Here is a 16,540-nt window from a genome sequence, read left to right on the forward strand (position 1 = left end):
AGAAACCCGCCGCCCGCGCGTGGTTGTGCAGAAGGACAGCAGTCGAGGAAGTGGAGGAAGTCCACGTGACACCGGTTCGTTTACAACACCTCGCTCGGGTTCGTCATCCTTTCGGAATGAGGTGAGCCGCACGACGGTCTTCCTCACGGTTGCTCTTGGATAAGCCCTCGATGACGCCGGCGCGATCCGCGGCATTGCGGTTCTGGCTCATCTTCCGTGAACCATCTAGCCGTGTAATTTGCAATCGCAGGCCGATAATCCCCTCGAGCTCCGCTTTGATGAAATCGGCAGGTGCGTCCGAGACCGCCCAGCGGTCTTTGCTTGAGCGCTCATGTACATCGGTCAGCCGCGTGACTACCTCGCGGAGCCGATCGGAATCCTCGAAGAACTCAACTTGTCCGTAGGCATGCACAGCGACATAGTTCCACGTTGGTACGGCCTCGCCTCTCTCGTGCTTGGTCACGTACCATGAAGGGCTGATATAGGCCTCCGCCCCAGCGAAAATTGCCATCGCCTCTCCGGTTGGTGTCAGCTTCCACTGCGGATTAGCACGCGCCACGTGCGCGTAAATCGTGCCCATCGAGCCTGCGCTCTCGTCGAGTACTACGGGCAGCAACGTTCCAACAAGCCCCTCGTGAGTGGCGGTGACCAGTGTCGCTGTCCGTGCCTCGCGCATTGTTTGTTGAAGGCCGGCGATATCGAGAACTTGGAAGCAGGACGGCGTGTACATCAGTGAAGCTCCCAGACAGCCCGACGGAAGCCGGGCGTCTCATGATTTGAACTGCGGTACGCCTCATTCGGGATCACAGGAACAGCCAGGTTTGATAGTTGCATTCCAGGGCCTTAGGGCAGCTAGCCCATCAAGCGTCGAAGGCGCAAATCAAAGAGCGCGGTTGCACTGGTCCCGCCGTTGCCTTCGAGCCGTGCGCGTTACGGTGAAACGTGGGATAAGATGTTCTTTCATTCTGACCGCGTTCTCGAAGCATCGACCGCTGTTTTCATCAGTCGTGAGCCGCTCAATGGCTACCCAGGTCGATTCCATCTGGCACGGTGCCTGCGGCTGCACACCTCGACCGTTGTTTAGCATGCTTCCGATGTTACCAGCCTGCCTTATTGACGACGATCTAATGGCGTTAACGCCGCATGCTGATGGCCCCGTCTAGTTCAGCATTTCGGCTCGAAAATTCAGGTTGTCGTGCGGAATTGCGGAGGTAAGAGAGAGCATCATATGCCCATGAAACACACGATGGAGCACATCAAGCGTTCGTTGCGCGTGCTCTGCGGACTTGCTGCCGTCCTCGGCGTCTCGTCCCTCCTCGGACCGAACGATGTGCGATCGGAGGCCATCATGGGCTTTGGCTCTGCAGCGACGGGCGGGTTGGGAGGCGAGATAGTTCAAGTCAGATCAACCAGGCTCTGAATTATGAGTTATGTCGGTGGTACAGCTTCGGCCAGTGCAATGACGATAGTTCGCGCGAGATCCAGGTAATCGGAACCATAGACTTTACCGGTACGGAGGGGCGAGGCGAAGGGCAGGGGTCCCAATACGGCCGTGCCTGTTCGGCACCTTACAAGCATGAGTCCCTTCTTCTTATCGATGGAAACGACGCGCATTGCGATGGCAAGGAGAAGACGTCGGTCGCATTCGACAGGGCCGGCAAGCGCCCCCTGGAAATTGGCTCAAACAAAACGGTGATCGGCATTGGCTCGGCCGCTACAATCAAAGTGAAGGGGTGGGGTCAGCAACGTCGTTATTCGCAACCTGACCATCAGTGATATCAATGAAGGCGTGATATTTGCCGGTGATGCTATTGCAATTGCACGAGCCAACCTGGTGTGGATCGATCACAACCGATTTCACAATATCGGGCGTCAGATGATTGTCGGCGGCTTTTTCCCCACGACGAATATTACGCTTTCCTGGAACGACTTCGATGGCAGCGATGTCTATTCCTCCTATTCTAACGGGAAATACTATTGGAACCTCCTGTTTCTTGGTGTCCCGGAGACGATCACTATCGCAAATAACTATTTTCATGAGATCTCGGGGCGGGCGCCGCACATTGACGGTGCGCAGGCCATTATCCATCTCGTTAACAATTACTTCCCACAACACGAATGCGCAACACAGCTGCGGAGTTTTCCATGCAGTGGTTGCTGGATCATCTGGGCAAGCACTCGTCGAGGGTAATTACTTCGACAACATTGAAACACCTATAACGACCGGTAGTGGACATATCTTTGCCGTCTTAGGCAAAGCCACCGGGACAATGCCGAGCATCTGCCTCACCGCCCTCGGACGTCGGTGCATCGAGAACATCGCGATCCCAGTGCCGCGGGTCAATGGCTTTCGCCTGGATGAAACAGTAGTTCAATCGTTTGGGTCTCTTCCAAGGTCATCTATTCCTCTTCCATTTCCAGCGGATGAAGCCGGTAGTGATCGCGGCGAGGGCAGGTCCCGGACACCTTCAGAGCCGGTGATGGCTCGTTCGCAGACGCGGCCCGTATTTGGCCGATTGCTGCAAACAGTTGGGCAGGTGCCATACTGGACGAGAACGGCACGCACGGCTCGCTGCTCAAAGTTGCACGAAGGCCGTATGGCGCGTTTCTGTTCGGGTACCGAGCGGTACAATTCCTCTCGGTGTTGCGTGCCTTTCGCCCCGAACCGGGGCGCTAGCCTCAGAGTTTTCACCTCTGGTGTATTTGCGGGTTCGGATTGCAAGCGGATTGGAGGTGCCATCGAGCTCCTGGCAAGCTGTTCGGATCATCAACCTGACGTTCACAGCTCGTGTCCGACTGGCATGGTGCTTGCTCAAGAGTACCCGCAGCGCGAGGTTCGTCATCGAAAGCGAGTGAGATGCACCCTCGTCTGCTTGAACAATCCGCAAAACTTGGAAAAAATTGCAATGAAAGAAACGGCTTCGACCGAGCGTGTCATTCCAGCGACCGACATCGTCAAGCGCGCCGCGCGCATCGGTGTTGAAATCAGAGATATCAAACTTTCGGGTGATTTGCCGAGCCAAACCGTCGCTGCAATCAATAGCCTGCTGCTCGAACACAAAGTGATCTTCTTCCGCGATCAGCGGCATCTTGATGACGCGGAGCAGGAGCGCTTTGCCGCTTGTTTGGGAAAGCTGGTGCCGCATCCCACACTCGGTACGATCAATGGAACGACCTCGATCCTCGAGCTTGATTCCGCGCGTGGAGGTAGCCGAGCCGATGTATGGCACACCGATGGAACCTTTCTAGCGGCTTATCCCAAAGCTGCGGTGCTGCGAGCTATTGTGATCCCATCGTCCGGCGGCGATACGATTTGGTCGAATGCTGTGGCGGCCTACCTCGATCTGCCGCGGCCGCTCCAACGGCTTGCCGACGAACTCTGGACCGTTCACAGCAACGCCTTCGACTACGCCGGGACCTGCCGTGTTCGCGACATCGATCAGAAGCATTTTGATGAGGTCTTTACCAAAACAATCTATGAGACGGAGCATCCGGTGGTCCGTGTACATCCCGAGACCGGCGAGCGTGCGCTGGTGCTCGGCGATCTGGTGCAAAGGTTTATTGATATCCCAAAACGCGACAGCCAGAAGCTGTTTCAACTATTCCAGTCCTATATCACGGCGCCCGAAAATACCGTGCGCTGGACCTGGAAAGAAGGCGATGTCGCGATTTGGGACAATCGCGCAACACAGCATTATGCCCTTAACGATTACGGTGACCAGCATCGCGTCGTTCATCGTGCCACACTCGATGGTGACGCGCCCGTCAGTGTCGATGGTCGATGCAGTGTGACGCGCCTCAAGATGACGAAGCACCCGTCCACGAAAGTTGCCTAGCAGTGCGCGGCAAATTCACATAATTGCACTGGCCTTGTCGCATGTTCGCGCGAATAGATGTTTGCGAAGAGAAGTTAAGCCGAGCAGAACGCCACGCGCAATTGGATGGGAGGAGCTAACGCGCGCGCAGACGCGGGAGGCGACCTACTTGCTGAAGTAAGATGCTCAAGCTCATCTCGTCCGGCCGAAAATTATTCGCCGCCGAGTGGCGCGAGTCATCCGGCCGCGTCCGGTTGACTTTCCCACGGAAGGGGGTGCGTTTCCGCCGATCTTGCGCATCGCCTTTCGGACGACGGCACGACCGTCGGACAGACAGAGCGCGATTGCCGGAGCTGGCTGAATTTTGGCATCTGTGTCGCGGTTCCACTTACCAAGTCTCGTCGCGGGAATCTCCGAGGGCACGATTTCGGCGTTGTCATGGCAGAGTAAGAGCTCGGACGCGAGTCTGACGAGCTGCAGGAGCAGCTAACGTGAAACAATGTCGCTCCGCAAGAGGATACGACTTTTGCGCGATACGGCGCCGGTCTATCGCTCGTAGACCGAATCAGCAAAGGCTCCAAGCTACCATTCCCAACAGCAGGCTACCTTGGACATGCCTAAATTCACGCGGTACCCGGCCTCGCGCCAGGAGCACAGAGATAGCAAAACGCCGCGATGACCGGCCCAAGCCGTTGAAAGGGAACGATTGTGATTTCGACTACATGCCGGTGAATTCACGCCCAGTCCTGAGCCCTTAGAAGAATACCGACGTAGATACTAACATATTCAGGGCGTGTCCGGTTTGGGGTGTGTAGGTAATGCTTGTCGGGTGATTGATGTAGGTCAGTCCTACGGTTGTATATATCCCCGGCGCCAGATGCGCCGTGTACAGTCCTGAAATAGCAGTACTGTCACGGTGCGCCAGCTGTTCTTTTGCCAGTGCAGCGTCCACCGCGACATGGCTCCAGATGGTATTGCTGACAACAAGACTCATCTGATCTGTGGGCCGGCTGTCCAATAGGCCCTTCGTATAAAGGCGAATCTCGTAGTATTGACTAGCTCTATTTAGGTCAGGCGGAGCATACATTGCAGAGAGCCCGCCATAGACTCCGCGAGATGCCGAGCCGTGGACGGCAGACTGCCAGAATTGCCTGTCCGCACCTACATAGTAGACGCTGTTGGCCTTGGTCGTCGCTTCTGTCGGATGCTGCAGGTCCGTGTAGCGGCTGTTGTTGAAGCCCGCGCCAGCCCGCAGCCAAGTCTCCATTACACCCGGAGTAGGCTTGTTCCTGTAGGAAAGCTCATCAAGCAAAAGAATGCCTGCGTCGCGCGTGCTCCAGTTCAAGCCGGTGGGATTCTCGCTTACATGCGCATATTGTCCTGCTGGACTGACCGAGCGCTGGATTGAGAGCTTGTTATATAGGCGATCATCAAAATTGTACTTCAGATTAAGAGCCGGCGTTGGCGCCCAATTGTTGCTCATGCCAGCTTGGAACAGCATTTTCGATGAGGGTCCGAACACTTTGTCTCCAGCGCCCGCAAACTCATGTTGGTTCCTGAGGTAGCCCACTTTGAGTTCGATCCTTCTGTCGAATAACGTTTGATAGTAAGAAACTGCATTGAGGCCCAGCCGATCTGGCCCAGCGCTCTGCCATGTCCAGTGTTGATGCTCGGCTCCGACCACGATCTGACCATCGGGAATTCCAAGCCGAGCGAGGTCATAAGTAACGATCATAGAGTTGACCGTACTAAATGTCGGATTCTGGCCGACATATTGCTGATTGGCGATGGTGCTTCTGGCGGCATTGCCGAGTTCATTGTCGACAAACGTGTTTAGCGTCCAGCCAGCAAATCCAATCCCGAGATCCGAAAATTGGGATCTGAGAGAAGCTGTAACCTGATCTATCGTGTCCGCAGGACCAGGAGCCGTGAAAGCGCCACCTCTTTCGCGAAGCTTCTCGAATTTTGCGAATGGGTCGATCGGCTTTTCAATTCTGCTCTTGGCCGTCTCCATGGCAACGTCGCGCTTAATTGTGGTCAAAGCTGTTTTTGGCAAGGAGCTCCTAGAAAGGCGCGCTGCTCCCTTGGGCCGCCCGCTTCGGAATGTGATGGCCGGATCCGAAATTGTTCTGCTTGTCGCCTCATCGAGCTCATCGGGGCTGGGGCTTCTTGGGCCAGAGATCTCGCGACTCGGCGCCGCCGAACTGCTGGCGAGACTAGCTATCAGACAAAGGACAATACGACCTCGTGGCTTCGCAGTTGGTCCAGACATGAAAGCAACGACGCCAGCCAGGTATGCTTGCGTTGATAGCGGCGTTATAACGCAACGATGCATGGTGAGTTTCGCGCTCATCGATTTGAATAAAGTGCACTTCCACCTGACGGCCTTAGAGCGGATGTCAAATCTTGTCCCTCAATGTGGTGGGAGACGCTTGACACCAGGCGGCCTCTCTATGTCAGCGAGACCCACCTTGCGCGCTATCACCACAGCGGCGCCGCTTGGCCTACGTGTGGGTACACAGCGCAAAACAACCCAGTCGCTCGATCGCTAATCAAGGCGAGCTTCTGCTGGAGGGTGTCGAGACATTAACGGGCTGCTCGGTGTGCGCGTTCGCTAGCAAGAGATTGGTGGCCGATACACGGAGCCCAGGAACCTTGCGACAAACCCGCTGCCAAAACGAAGGAGAATAGTTTTCAACAGAGAGCAGCGGCAATAGCGGGGCTCGCAGAACAACACGCCCGATCCAAGAAACGCCGCTCGCTGCTCGGTCGATGGGATGAAGCACGGGCAGGCAGAAGGGGCTAACATCCTTGGCGGCCCGTAAGCTCGCCGCCACAAACCCTCGAGTGGCTCTTAGAGGAAGATGGAGGGCACGATTGGAGACAGTTTGATACCTGGGGACGACGAGGCAAGACATTCATCAGCTCCATTGATCGATGAAATCGCGCGGCGACTTCTTATGTGGCCCGAGCGAATTTCACCGCCACTGACTGGCATGTGTCCGTCGTCTCCATCAATTGCTAGGTTTGGTAGTTGACTGAGCGGGAGGTCGGCTGTCGCTGCGTGAATCGTAGCTAATGTGTCGCTCGACTCCACAGCCCCGGCGTTCCCGGCCGATCGGTATCGCAGCGTCGGCGGGTGAATTCTAGGCGTTTGCTTCGATCCACGTCGCGCGAAGCTCTTACAGGGAACGATCTTTTCGAAGACCGTGATCCCGCCGGATCTGGTTGTAGTTGTGGCGCTCGAATATCCTTTGCGCCGTATCACGCATGATTTCGGCTGCCACCGCCGGAGCCAAGGGTCAGATGTCCTTGTCCATCCGGACGAGCTCGATCAGGGTTTTCGATCCGGAAGTCCCTAAACGTCGAGATGTCATCATCTCGACGACATAAGATGATCAGTTCTCGATCTCCAGTTGGTTGGCGGCGTCGCGCAACCAGTCGTCGTCCCCATCGAGATCCTTGGCTACACGGCTAATGGCGGTGATGGGATGAAACTTGTCGAGATGTAGGGTCACGCTGCTTGAGCGAGGAGCGTTGTTGTCGGGGCGTCCAATTCCCGGCAGCAGTGCGTCCAGCTTGTCCTCGCGGCGCGGGTCAGGGCGACTCTCCGCCGCACAGCTTCGCACGGCTACGTTGATCGATTTGGAGCTGGTTGTGAGTGTGCCAGATGAGCGAACGCATTCCTCAGGCTTCCTGGCGCGTTCAGCAAAACGTGATTCATTTCATCCAATCATTGCGTTGGCTGGTCTGAACAGAGGGGGCGCGAAAGTAACAATCGAATGCGGCTGCCACAGCCCGGGTGAGAAAACGATGCTCCGGCCTCACGCGGAGGAATCCCTTTTCCATTTCGACGATCCCATCCTCAGCGAGCATTGCCAAGCGTTCGCCTGAACCGAGCAAGCCGATCGGGTCAAATCCATGAGCAGCGCAAATTGCCGGCACGTCCACCTCGAAATCGCACATTAGCCGCTCAATGATCGCGGCCCGGACGCGGTCTTCAAGGCTGAGACAGTAGCCCTTTGACGTCGCCAGACGGCCGGCGTTGATTTGGCCGCTGTAGGAACCCGCTGTAACTTCGTTCTGGACGTAACCCTCGCCAAGCCGGCCGATCGCCGACGGTCCGAAGCCGATCACTTTATTGCAGGTGTCGGCGGAGTAACCGAGTGAATTCCGCCGCAGGCGACCGGCTTTCTGCGCCAGCGCGAGCTCATCGTGCGGCAAGGCGAAATGGTCGATTCCGATCTGGCGGTAGCCCGCTGCAGTCAGTGTATTGGCCATCGCGGCTGCTTGTTCTGCACGGGCATGGCTGTCTGGCAGCGCTGCCTCGTCGATCAGGCGCTGATTCTTCTTGAAGGAAGGAACGTGCGCGTAGCCGAACACCGCAAGCCGGTCTGGTCGCATTGCCAGCGCCGTTGTCGCGGTCTGAACGCAGGACTGCACCGTCTGATTTGGCAGCCCGTAGATGAGGTCGAAGTTGACGCGCATGATTCCATGCTGCCGCAGCGCCTGGACAACGCGCTCTGTTTGTGCCTCACTCTGGACCCGGTTGATGGCTTTTTGGACAATTGGATCGAAGCTCTGGACGCCGAGGCTCGCGCGGTTCACGCCGGCAGCCGCCAATCCTTCGCATGTGGCGAGCGTGAACGTGCGCGGGTCGATCTCAACAGCAATGGCGGCCGTGTTCGAAATCGCAAAGCGTCGGCGCAGAAGCCCCATCAACCGGCGGAATTCCGTTGGCTCGATGAGGGTCGGCGTTCCACCGCCGAAGTGGACGTCGCTCACAGGCAGCGGTTGCGCAACCTGCGCCGCGACCAAATCGATCTCCTTACGAAGAACCCCCAAAAAGTCGAGGATAGGAGACTGCCGGCGAGTGATGCTTCGAGCGAAGCCACAATACCAGCAAATCGATCGACAGAACGGAATGTGGAAATAGAGCGACACCGATTGGTCAAGCGGCAGCTGCTGCAGCCATCTCTCACAGGGGTCGCCGCCGACTGCTTTGGAGAACTGGGCTACAGTTGGATAGATGGTGTACCAAGGAAGGCGAGCATCGTAATACGTGCTTAAGATCGAGGTCTGCAAGGATTGTTATCCCATGTTTACGAAGTTTTACGTCGCAAGCGAATTGTCCTGCATCCCTTTGCTTGCCAAGGGCGATCGGGACTGTCGCTAGGCACTTGGGAGCTTGCGTGACGGCCGATCTGCGGAAGGAACGCGCTGTCGGATGACGATCCGCTCCCCTCGGACACAGAGAACAAGTTCTGCAAGCGAGATACTCGAATCAACACAGCCACGGCGGGGTCCCCAATTCGTCCGCCTTGATAATCTTTGATCTTCGGCAACGAGACACCCACCAGGGCCGTTTAAGCTGCTAGACCTCGAACTGCTCCACGATTTGACTCGTGCGAGGTTCAATGACCAACATTGATACGGTCCCGTATTCTCCGTCAACTGACAAGGTTGGTAGTTGATTCTGCGTGGCCTATTCCCCATCGGTCCAGGAATAATGGGTCCGCTTGGCTCCGTCCCGGTATGTAGTGAAATTCGCCAATGAAGGGATTGTCGGTGGGCGTCTTCATGGATCCCTCGCAGAAGAAGTCCTTTCATGCGTCCGTTACTCGGCGGCAATATCGCTACGAGCGAAACTCTCCTATCGGCGGCTCTCGCGCAGCTGGCGTGACGAAATGAGCCGGGTAGGTGAGCGAGAACGGATGGGTGCATTTGAACAGCCGGCCGCCTCAGAGGCGCCGCCGGTTTTGCGCAGACGTCAAGGCACCTACGTTGGTGGTAGCCGTTTTCGTGTGTCTGCGCACCGCAGGAGCCGACCTTTTAAACGACGTCAGGCAATATCCCGCGAGGGCAGCTCGTCAAGCCACTCCAACGCTAAGCATAGCGCCGCCCGACGACAGGCGATTCTATCGGAGGTTCTTTCGGGAGAACAGGCGAAGATCGAATAGTGGAGCTATCTGGTACTCACCGCTTCACCTTCTTCCGTTTCATCTCCGCCGTCAGCTCAAACCTATCGAAGCCGGCGAGGAAACTCGCGCCTTCGTCTAAACCCAGAAGGTCCGATCACAGTCGGAGGGCCACCGGGCTCACCCCCGGAAACGTCGTACCTCGATGATTTGCCGAGTGTTCAGTCCCAGTCCAGCTCTCCACACGCCTGTCGCAGATATCGAAAGTGGTTGAGGATCAAGCGGCTTCACCCGGTCTCGTGTAGTTCGTTGGGCGCGGTGTGCCGAAAGTTCCGAACACCGCGCAAACTAGGACGGCGGGCGCTTCCCCAAAACGCATACCCGGAAAACTCAATAAGCAGAACGCTCTCTTCTCTCCAATTCAGCGCATCCGGCCTCTTGAGATTGGATGACTTGATGTACGATCGAGCCCTCCTGCCGCGAACGTTCTACTGGACGCCACTGTTCGTCGGATAGGCACAAATCGCGAAACCAAATAGCCCGAATGAACCGACTACGGCGGCCTAGACCCCGGGAGATCGCGGCGCCGATAGCTCTAGACGGTATTCCTGACCGCCTCAGCTAGGATTGCGTAAAGCTGGCGCTTGCTCATTTCCTGAGGCCGCGTTTTTAGCGCCTATTGCAGCAGCTTCTTTCGGACGCGATCGCGGCGGGCAGCCATCAACGTCGGCCCTCCGCTTGGGCACCGATCTAATCTTGGGTTTTGTGCTGTTGGTGGCTTGTGACCTCGAGTGAGACCCAACCGAGTCGGCCTGCCGCAAACGGCGTTGCGACTGCACTCGAGATGACCCGCGATCTGCGCGGCACTCTGTCCCTCGGACCAGAGCTGTTTCAGCTGTGCCAATTCTCTTCTATTCCAGCGCATGGAAGATACTTTGTTGCCAGTTCGGACGTCCGTCGCCTCGGCAATGTAAGTGGTCGAGTGGCAAAGGGGCTGCCTGCCCGAGAAAATGACGATAACCGGCTGGGTGCCACAGCTGCGAGTGCTTGCGGCTTGATGTTGAGTACCACAAAGGGCGCGTTCGCGCGCCTCCCAATCCTGATAGGGGAGCTTCGCTCGCCTTTCCATTATTCTTTGACGGGGACCAAACCAAAGTCCGTAACATGATTTCAGACTTCGGACCTCGCGCGAAGTCCAGCCATGATCATGCGTGACACATTGTTAGTGCACCGCCCAAGCTCGTCGTGTTTCGAGCGCGCTTCCCCCGAACTCTAGACAGCGCACTCAGCTGATCCAGCAAAAGTGCAAGCCAATGTCAGCGAGACAATCATGACAGCGTCATCGACAGAAAGCGCCTGCGAGAGTACTGATATCCCGCTGAGCCGCCTTGATGTAAGCGAACCCAAGCGCTTCGAGGATGATACCGTTTGGCCTTATTTCGAGCGGCTGCGAAGGGAAGATCCCGTTCATTATTGCGAAAACAGCCCATACGGACCATATTGGTCGATAACAAAATACCGCGACATCATAGCCGTGGACTCAAATCACACAACATTCTCATCAGAGCGAAGCGTCACAATAGTCGACCCGCCGGAGGAGTATTGGACCCCCAGTTTTATCAAAATGAATCCTCCTCTCCATGCTCAGCAACGTAAGACTATCAGTCCGATAGCGGCATCGGAGAACTTGGCAAATCTTGAAGGCTTGATCCGCTCGCGGGTTCAGAAGATTTTGGACGGTTTGCCGCGCAACGATACCTTCAACTGGGTCGACAGGGTCTCGATCGAGTTGACGACCCAAATGCTGGCCACGCTGTTCGATTTTCCATTTCAGGATCGGTGGTTGCTGACCTACTGGTCGGACGTAGCTGCCTTGACTCCACAAATGGGCGACCAGATCGACAGCTGGGAAAAGCGAAAGGTGGTGCTGTCGGAGTGCCTGGACTATTTTACGCGGCTTTGGAGCGAACGGGTCGATTGTGAGCCGCGCGGTGACCTGATCTCGATGATGGCGCATTCACGGGCGACCCGAAACATGGAGCCCCGCGAGTTCCTGGGCAACCTCATTCTGCTGATTGTTGGAGGTAACGATACTACGCGCAACTCAATTACCGGGGGCGTCTTGTTCATGAGTCAAAATCCATCCGAAATGCGAAAACTCCGGGATGATGCTTCGCTGGTGTCCGGCGCGGTATCCGAGATTATACGATACCAAACCCCCATTGCACACATGCGCCGGACCGCTGTGGACGATTTCATGATAGGCCACAAGCGAATCAGGCGAGGCGACAAAGTTGTGATGTGGTACATCTCTGGCAACCGAGATGACGAGGTCATTGCGAGAGCCAACAGCTTCATCATCGATCGGGAAAATGTACGGCAACATCTCTCTTTCGGATTTGGGATTCATCGCTGCGTGGGTAGGCGCCTTGCCGAGCTGCAGCTGAAAATCCTGTGGGAGGAGATGCTGAATCGATGTTTGGAGGTAAATGTGGTCGGCGAACCGGAGCGAGTTCAATCGAATTTTGTGCACGGTTATTCCGCACTGCCGGTGCAGATCCCAGGTTAGTCTCGGCTGCGGCCGACCTTCAACACTGTCATGCCGTTCAGAGCCGGCGGTTAGGACAATGACTTTCTGGAGACCAGTTTTCTGGGTAAGTTCACCGGCGTTGCGTGACGGGCTTACGGTTGTTTCGAAGGTTGCGGGCAGGGGCCGCTATCGCGTCGAGGATTTTGGCCGGGCGGCTACGATACTCATCACGGCCTGCTGGAGCCGTGCCAGCGTTCAAAGTCTAGGGAAGCAGTCCGTCCAGTCGATGAACTGAATGACCAGAGACTGGCCATACGAGGGGGCTTACTTCATGTGAAGACGAGGACAAGCAGGCTCGAGCAGAGTAGCGCAAATCCGACTGCGGTCAGCCCGAGGAAACTGCTGGAGACAAGATCATGACTGCCCATGAACGACCTCTGCGGCGAGGAATAGAGATCGGCAATCGCCGCTCCGCTTCCCTTTCTGGCCAATCTCGGCATTGTTATTCAAATGAGCCGCATAATTCCTGCCGGTCTCGTGGCAGAGCGCACTTTTCCAGCAAGATCGAGCGACAGTTCGCCGCGTTCCGGCGGGCATCCTCGTTAGTGCTCTCGTGGTTGCAAACGGATCGCTCCGCCAGAAGCTGAGTAGACCAGAGCATCTTGACAGCAAAACTCACTCAATCGTGCCGTCCGCGTTTGAGCGCTTGCAGGATTGAGCGCCCATCTGAACCGCCGCCGCGGATTTGGCGGAGGCTCCAAGTCTTGAGAAGGTGGAGCCATGACAAGCAAGACGACGAGAAATGTTCACCCGAGGCCCGAGCCCGACGGGGTCGTATAGCTCTGTATCAGGCCAACGAGCACAGGTCGCGCTGGACGACGGTGACTTCCATTGCGGCCAAGATTGGCTGCACGCGCAGACCTTGCATGACTGAGTCAAGTAGGTCGAGATCGACAGTGGGCAGCGGGCCGTCGTTCCGACCGAGCTGGCCGAGAAGCCCAAGGCTCTGGAACGGAAGAACCGCGAGCTTCGCCAGCCAACGAGATCCTGCGGAAGGCAAGCGCTTATTTTGCGACGGCGGAGCTCGACCGCCGGTCCAAGCCATGATCGCATCGACGATGATCGTGCGGCGCGTGGGGTTGAGCCGATCTGCAAGATGTTGCCGATCGCCCCCTCGACCTACCGCGGAAGCAGATTATTCCCAAAGGCGGGCGACATGCCACCAGCGATGTTCAGATCTTCGGCAAAGGCGATCTCGGGGCAATAGCTCTCATTGGTAGAGCACGAAGAGATCGCGCCTCTCAAGGTGCAGGGCCAATCGATCCAACAGATTGGACGTCGCCTTGGGCGGGCTGATTCGACAGTCTCGCGTGAACTGCGGCGCAACGGCCGCCCGCGCCGAACCAGAGGGCCATGGCCGCCCATGTGAGGACCATAGCGCCCGCATGAGGCCGGCCCGGCGCTCAGGGAAATGCGAGAGCCCGGAAATCCGAGCCGTACGGGACGATTCCGTCCTCCTCGCAACGAGACGTTTCGAACGCGGCGCGATCGTTTCAAACGCAAGCGCCGCGCGAATTGCGAGGATACCAAGCCGCGTCAAACCATGAATTCACTTCTGCACGCGAGAGGCTTTTAACCGCTCGGCAAATGTGCGCTATACCGAGTGCAAAGAGGGCACTAGCCTTATCGCATTATCCCTCGAAAGGAGAGATGGAGCGTGAGCGAATTTACGGGAGAGGTTCAAGCGAACATGGGCCTAGTCTTGGATCAGGTCTGTGCGGGGCTGCCGAATGGCGGTGACCACGAGAGCCGCCGGTATGTCGCTGAGCAACTGATCCAAGCGGTACGGGCGGGAAGAACGACTCTGGGGGAGCTGACCTCTGCGGGACGTCGCGCTGTCGTCTATCTGAAGAATGCGCCGAAATCAGCCTAGCAGTCCCTTGTTGCCGGCCCGATCTGCCCTGCGTTCGCTCGCAGGCAACCGCGTACCCGACAGACCTCGTGGTGTTAGGGCACATTGACGGGTGGCATGGGCGCCGTCGGGCGCGGCATGAACGCGCTTTGGTGGTGGCCGCGTGCCGCCAATATGATCGCGAAAGCCGTGAGAACGATCAGGAGTCCACGCATATCGACAGATTACTCGGAGAGCTGTATCGCAATTATGAAACGGCTCATAGCCGGTGTGCCGAATCAACAAGAAAACGAAGCTGTTGTATCATTCGATGAGGCGAACGCGGTTGGACTGCAAAGCGCCAAAGTCATAACGCTTGGTCTTGCGGCAAGACGGCAAAGTCATGCCTTTTGTGCCGAAAACGTGCGTACGGGCCTCGTTGGAAGCAGAAATCTGCGGCGGATTTCAATCGTAGGATCAATCGCTGGATGCCTTCGTTCTTGGCCTTCTCTTGGGCTTTCGTCCCCGTCACGAGTTCACCGAACGGGCCGCGGATCATGAGCGTCTAGGCCTCCAAGCTTCTCCTGACCACTTGCGCCAGAGACTGACCCACGAGCTGTTCGTAAGCGCCAGGATCCGTCGCGCCCTCGGTATTGATGAGGAAGACCCGTGCGTCAGGTTCAAGACCAGTCAAGCGCGCGAGGTCGAATCGGCCGCAACTTTCAGCAACCCTGCCAGACCAACCCCGCCACTTTCGCCTGCAACGATAGCCGGATCACCGTCCCGGGGATTGGCCAAACGGTTCATAATCCCGACGGCCTCCTCGTCATCGACAATCATAAAAGCGTCGGCTGCGCGCGAAAGGATGCGCCAAGCGACGAGCGAAGGTTCGTAGCACTCTAGCATCGCCATCACTGTCGACTGCCCATGAGCTACCTTGACGCAATGCCCGGTTCGAGCGCTTTCAAACAGGCACGCTGCGCGCGATGGATCGACAACCGTGAAGGACGGGCGACTATCACCTAACGACACCGAAAAATGTCCAAGACCGCTGCGGCAAGTCCACCGACTCCTGACTGGACGAGGACGTGGGTCGGAGGTTCGGGCAACTGTCGTAGTGCTTCAGTCAGGAGCGCGGAGATCCCTGCATTACTAGACCAGGGATAGCCCGGCCAGGACCTGTCAGACACCGTGATTCAGCCGTTCTCTGCGGCAACTCGGGATGCTTCGGCAACGGAGTCATCGTAGTTGCCGCTGAAGCGGATCATCTGCGCGCCATGTGGGACGATTGCTGCGCTACGCTGATCGCTGACGCCCGAGTGAATGAATATAGCGCAGTTCGCCCCCACGAGCTGAGCGCCGTGCGCTACGGACCTGCCATGATTGCCGTCCGTTGGCGCAGGATACCGTCATCCCCCGTGCTACGGCCTTCACCTCAGGTGCGTGAAGCTCCGAGATGTCAACAGCCCTGCCGAGGCGCGGAGTTGCTGCTTCTAAGACGAGCCGGATGACGGCATAGGAGCCGCCCAAAGCCTTGAAACTGCCAAGCCCGAGCCGGTGACCCTCGTCGTTGACTTGGACCGAGCCCACGCCAATCTCGTGGGCGAGGCCCGGCAAGGAAATCAGCGCTGTTTCCTTGTGGCCATTGCGATATCAAGAAACCGTTCCACCTCGCACGCAGCTTCGCGACTCAGCATGTTGGCATCCGCACTATCCAAAGGCGCCCGGTGGTCAGTGCGATGGTTAGGAAGCAACATGGTTCGAGTTGGCGCCGATCTAAGCATCGCGGCGATGCGCTTGCCGAAACACTAGCGGCAATCCCAGCGATGTCACGCCTTCTCGCTAATCCGCAAGAAATGGGAGGCCGCTCTCGATGACGACCCCGACGGTGCTCAGGCTCGGGCGGGTGATGCTGATGTTTGAAGATCCGGCAGGAGGGCGTTGCGGCCATCGCTCACCCGTTCCCGGCTTCACTCCTCGTTTTGAGCACGAGGAAGGATGACGATTTCAAGGCCGTGGACACGAACTCGGTCCTCATCACGTACCCAGATCCAGCAGCACGAGAGCAAAAGGCAGCAGAGGCAGGCGCGTTGGATTGCAGTGGCGGGCCTTGCTCCCAGCCGGTTGATGCGTGCCTTCATGTTCTGCCGGCCCGGACGGCCAAAGCGCGGCCGAAGTCGAACCAGCATCGACGCTGGTCGTGATCCCGTTGCACGGTGGAGCAAGGACCTCCGATGGCAAGGCGTCCTTCGTAGCCGAATGGAGACTCTGCGCGCAATTCGAGCGCGGAAATTCGGCAGCGTGAACTCGTGCGCCGTGCGAAGAGTAGCGTTGGCCCCAGCCCGCAGATGATGGCGCCTGATGCCTGTCGCGCCTGAACGAAGAA

At 57.3% G+C, this 16,540-nt stretch carries 9 protein-coding genes, 2 pseudogenes and 1 other annotated feature; of the genes and pseudogenes, 5 read left to right on the forward strand and 6 right to left on the reverse strand.

Features of this window, described 5'->3' with window-relative positions; all coding sequences use genetic code 11:
• Nucleotides 1-103 precede the first annotated feature (103 nt).
• Complete coding sequence (locus tag BRA1253DRAFT_RS28640) at nucleotides 104-730, reverse strand: FMN-binding negative transcriptional regulator (RefSeq protein ID WP_007600152.1); 627 nt, start codon at nucleotides 728-730, stop codon at nucleotides 104-106.
• A gap of 1,059 nt (nucleotides 731-1,789) precedes the next feature.
• Here BRA1253DRAFT_RS28640 and BRA1253DRAFT_RS46285 point away from each other — a divergent pair.
• Together BRA1253DRAFT_RS46285 and BRA1253DRAFT_RS28655 are read left to right on the forward strand one after the other, a co-directional pair.
• Nucleotides 1,790-2,191, forward strand: coding sequence for a hypothetical protein (locus BRA1253DRAFT_RS46285; protein ID WP_371261340.1), 402 nt, complete (start codon nucleotides 1,790-1,792; stop codon nucleotides 2,189-2,191).
• A 715-nt stretch (nucleotides 2,192-2,906) separates the two neighbouring features.
• Nucleotides 2,907-3,836, forward strand: a complete 930-nt coding sequence (locus BRA1253DRAFT_RS28655) for a TauD/TfdA family dioxygenase (protein ID WP_007600153.1) — start codon at nucleotides 2,907-2,909, stop codon at nucleotides 3,834-3,836.
• 733 nt (nucleotides 3,837-4,569) lie between these two features.
• On the opposite strand, the gene BRA1253DRAFT_RS28660 is transcribed toward BRA1253DRAFT_RS28655, so the two are convergent.
• From BRA1253DRAFT_RS28660 to BRA1253DRAFT_RS46290, 4 genes are all read right to left on the reverse strand, one after another.
• Nucleotides 4,570-5,871 (reverse strand): carbohydrate porin, encoded by a 1,302-nt coding sequence (locus BRA1253DRAFT_RS28660; RefSeq protein ID WP_245285982.1) that lies wholly within the window; start codon nucleotides 5,869-5,871, stop codon nucleotides 4,570-4,572.
• A gap of 1,342 nt (nucleotides 5,872-7,213) precedes the next feature.
• On the reverse strand, nucleotides 7,214-7,444 hold the full coding sequence (locus BRA1253DRAFT_RS43815) for a hypothetical protein (protein WP_157158633.1): 231 nt from the start codon (nucleotides 7,442-7,444) through the stop codon (nucleotides 7,214-7,216).
• Between the two features lie 91 nt (nucleotides 7,445-7,535).
• Nucleotides 7,536-8,900, reverse strand: coding sequence for an oxygen-independent coproporphyrinogen III oxidase (gene hemN / locus BRA1253DRAFT_RS28665; RefSeq protein WP_007600155.1), 1,365 nt, complete (start codon nucleotides 8,898-8,900; stop codon nucleotides 7,536-7,538).
• A 1,509-nt stretch (nucleotides 8,901-10,409) separates the two neighbouring features.
• Nucleotides 10,410-10,862 (reverse strand): GcrA family cell cycle regulator, encoded by a 453-nt coding sequence (locus tag BRA1253DRAFT_RS46290; RefSeq protein ID WP_371261341.1) that lies wholly within the window; start codon nucleotides 10,860-10,862, stop codon nucleotides 10,410-10,412.
• Between the two features lie 201 nt (nucleotides 10,863-11,063).
• Here BRA1253DRAFT_RS46290 and BRA1253DRAFT_RS28670 point away from each other — a divergent pair, with 201 nt between their 5' ends.
• The 3 genes and pseudogenes from BRA1253DRAFT_RS28670 (at nucleotide 11,064) to BRA1253DRAFT_RS45455 (ending at nucleotide 13,692) form a co-directional block, all read left to right on the forward strand.
• Entirely contained in the window at nucleotides 11,064-12,302 is a 1,239-nt protein-coding gene (locus tag BRA1253DRAFT_RS28670) for a cytochrome P450 (RefSeq protein ID WP_007600157.1), read from the forward strand.
• A 725-nt stretch (nucleotides 12,303-13,027) separates the two neighbouring features.
• Nucleotides 13,028-13,446 (forward strand): annotated as a pseudogene (locus BRA1253DRAFT_RS45450) (IS3 family transposase); the annotation flags it as partial.
• Nucleotides 13,325-13,437, forward strand: a sequence feature (AL1L pseudoknot). (Overlaps the previous pseudogene by 113 nt.)
• A 90-nt stretch (nucleotides 13,447-13,536) precedes the next feature.
• Nucleotides 13,537-13,692 (forward strand): helix-turn-helix domain-containing protein, encoded by a 156-nt coding sequence (locus tag BRA1253DRAFT_RS45455; RefSeq protein ID WP_083869939.1) that lies wholly within the window; start codon nucleotides 13,537-13,539, stop codon nucleotides 13,690-13,692.
• Between the two features lie 1,027 nt (nucleotides 13,693-14,719).
• Here the strand turns inward: BRA1253DRAFT_RS45455 and BRA1253DRAFT_RS28685 are convergent.
• Nucleotides 14,720-15,911 (reverse strand): annotated as a pseudogene (locus BRA1253DRAFT_RS28685) (diaminopropionate ammonia-lyase).
• Between the last annotated feature and the right edge of the window lie 629 nt (nucleotides 15,912-16,540).

This window comes from Bradyrhizobium sp. WSM1253 (assembly GCF_000244935.1).
Classification (GTDB): domain Bacteria; phylum Pseudomonadota; class Alphaproteobacteria; order Rhizobiales; family Xanthobacteraceae; genus Bradyrhizobium; species Bradyrhizobium canariense.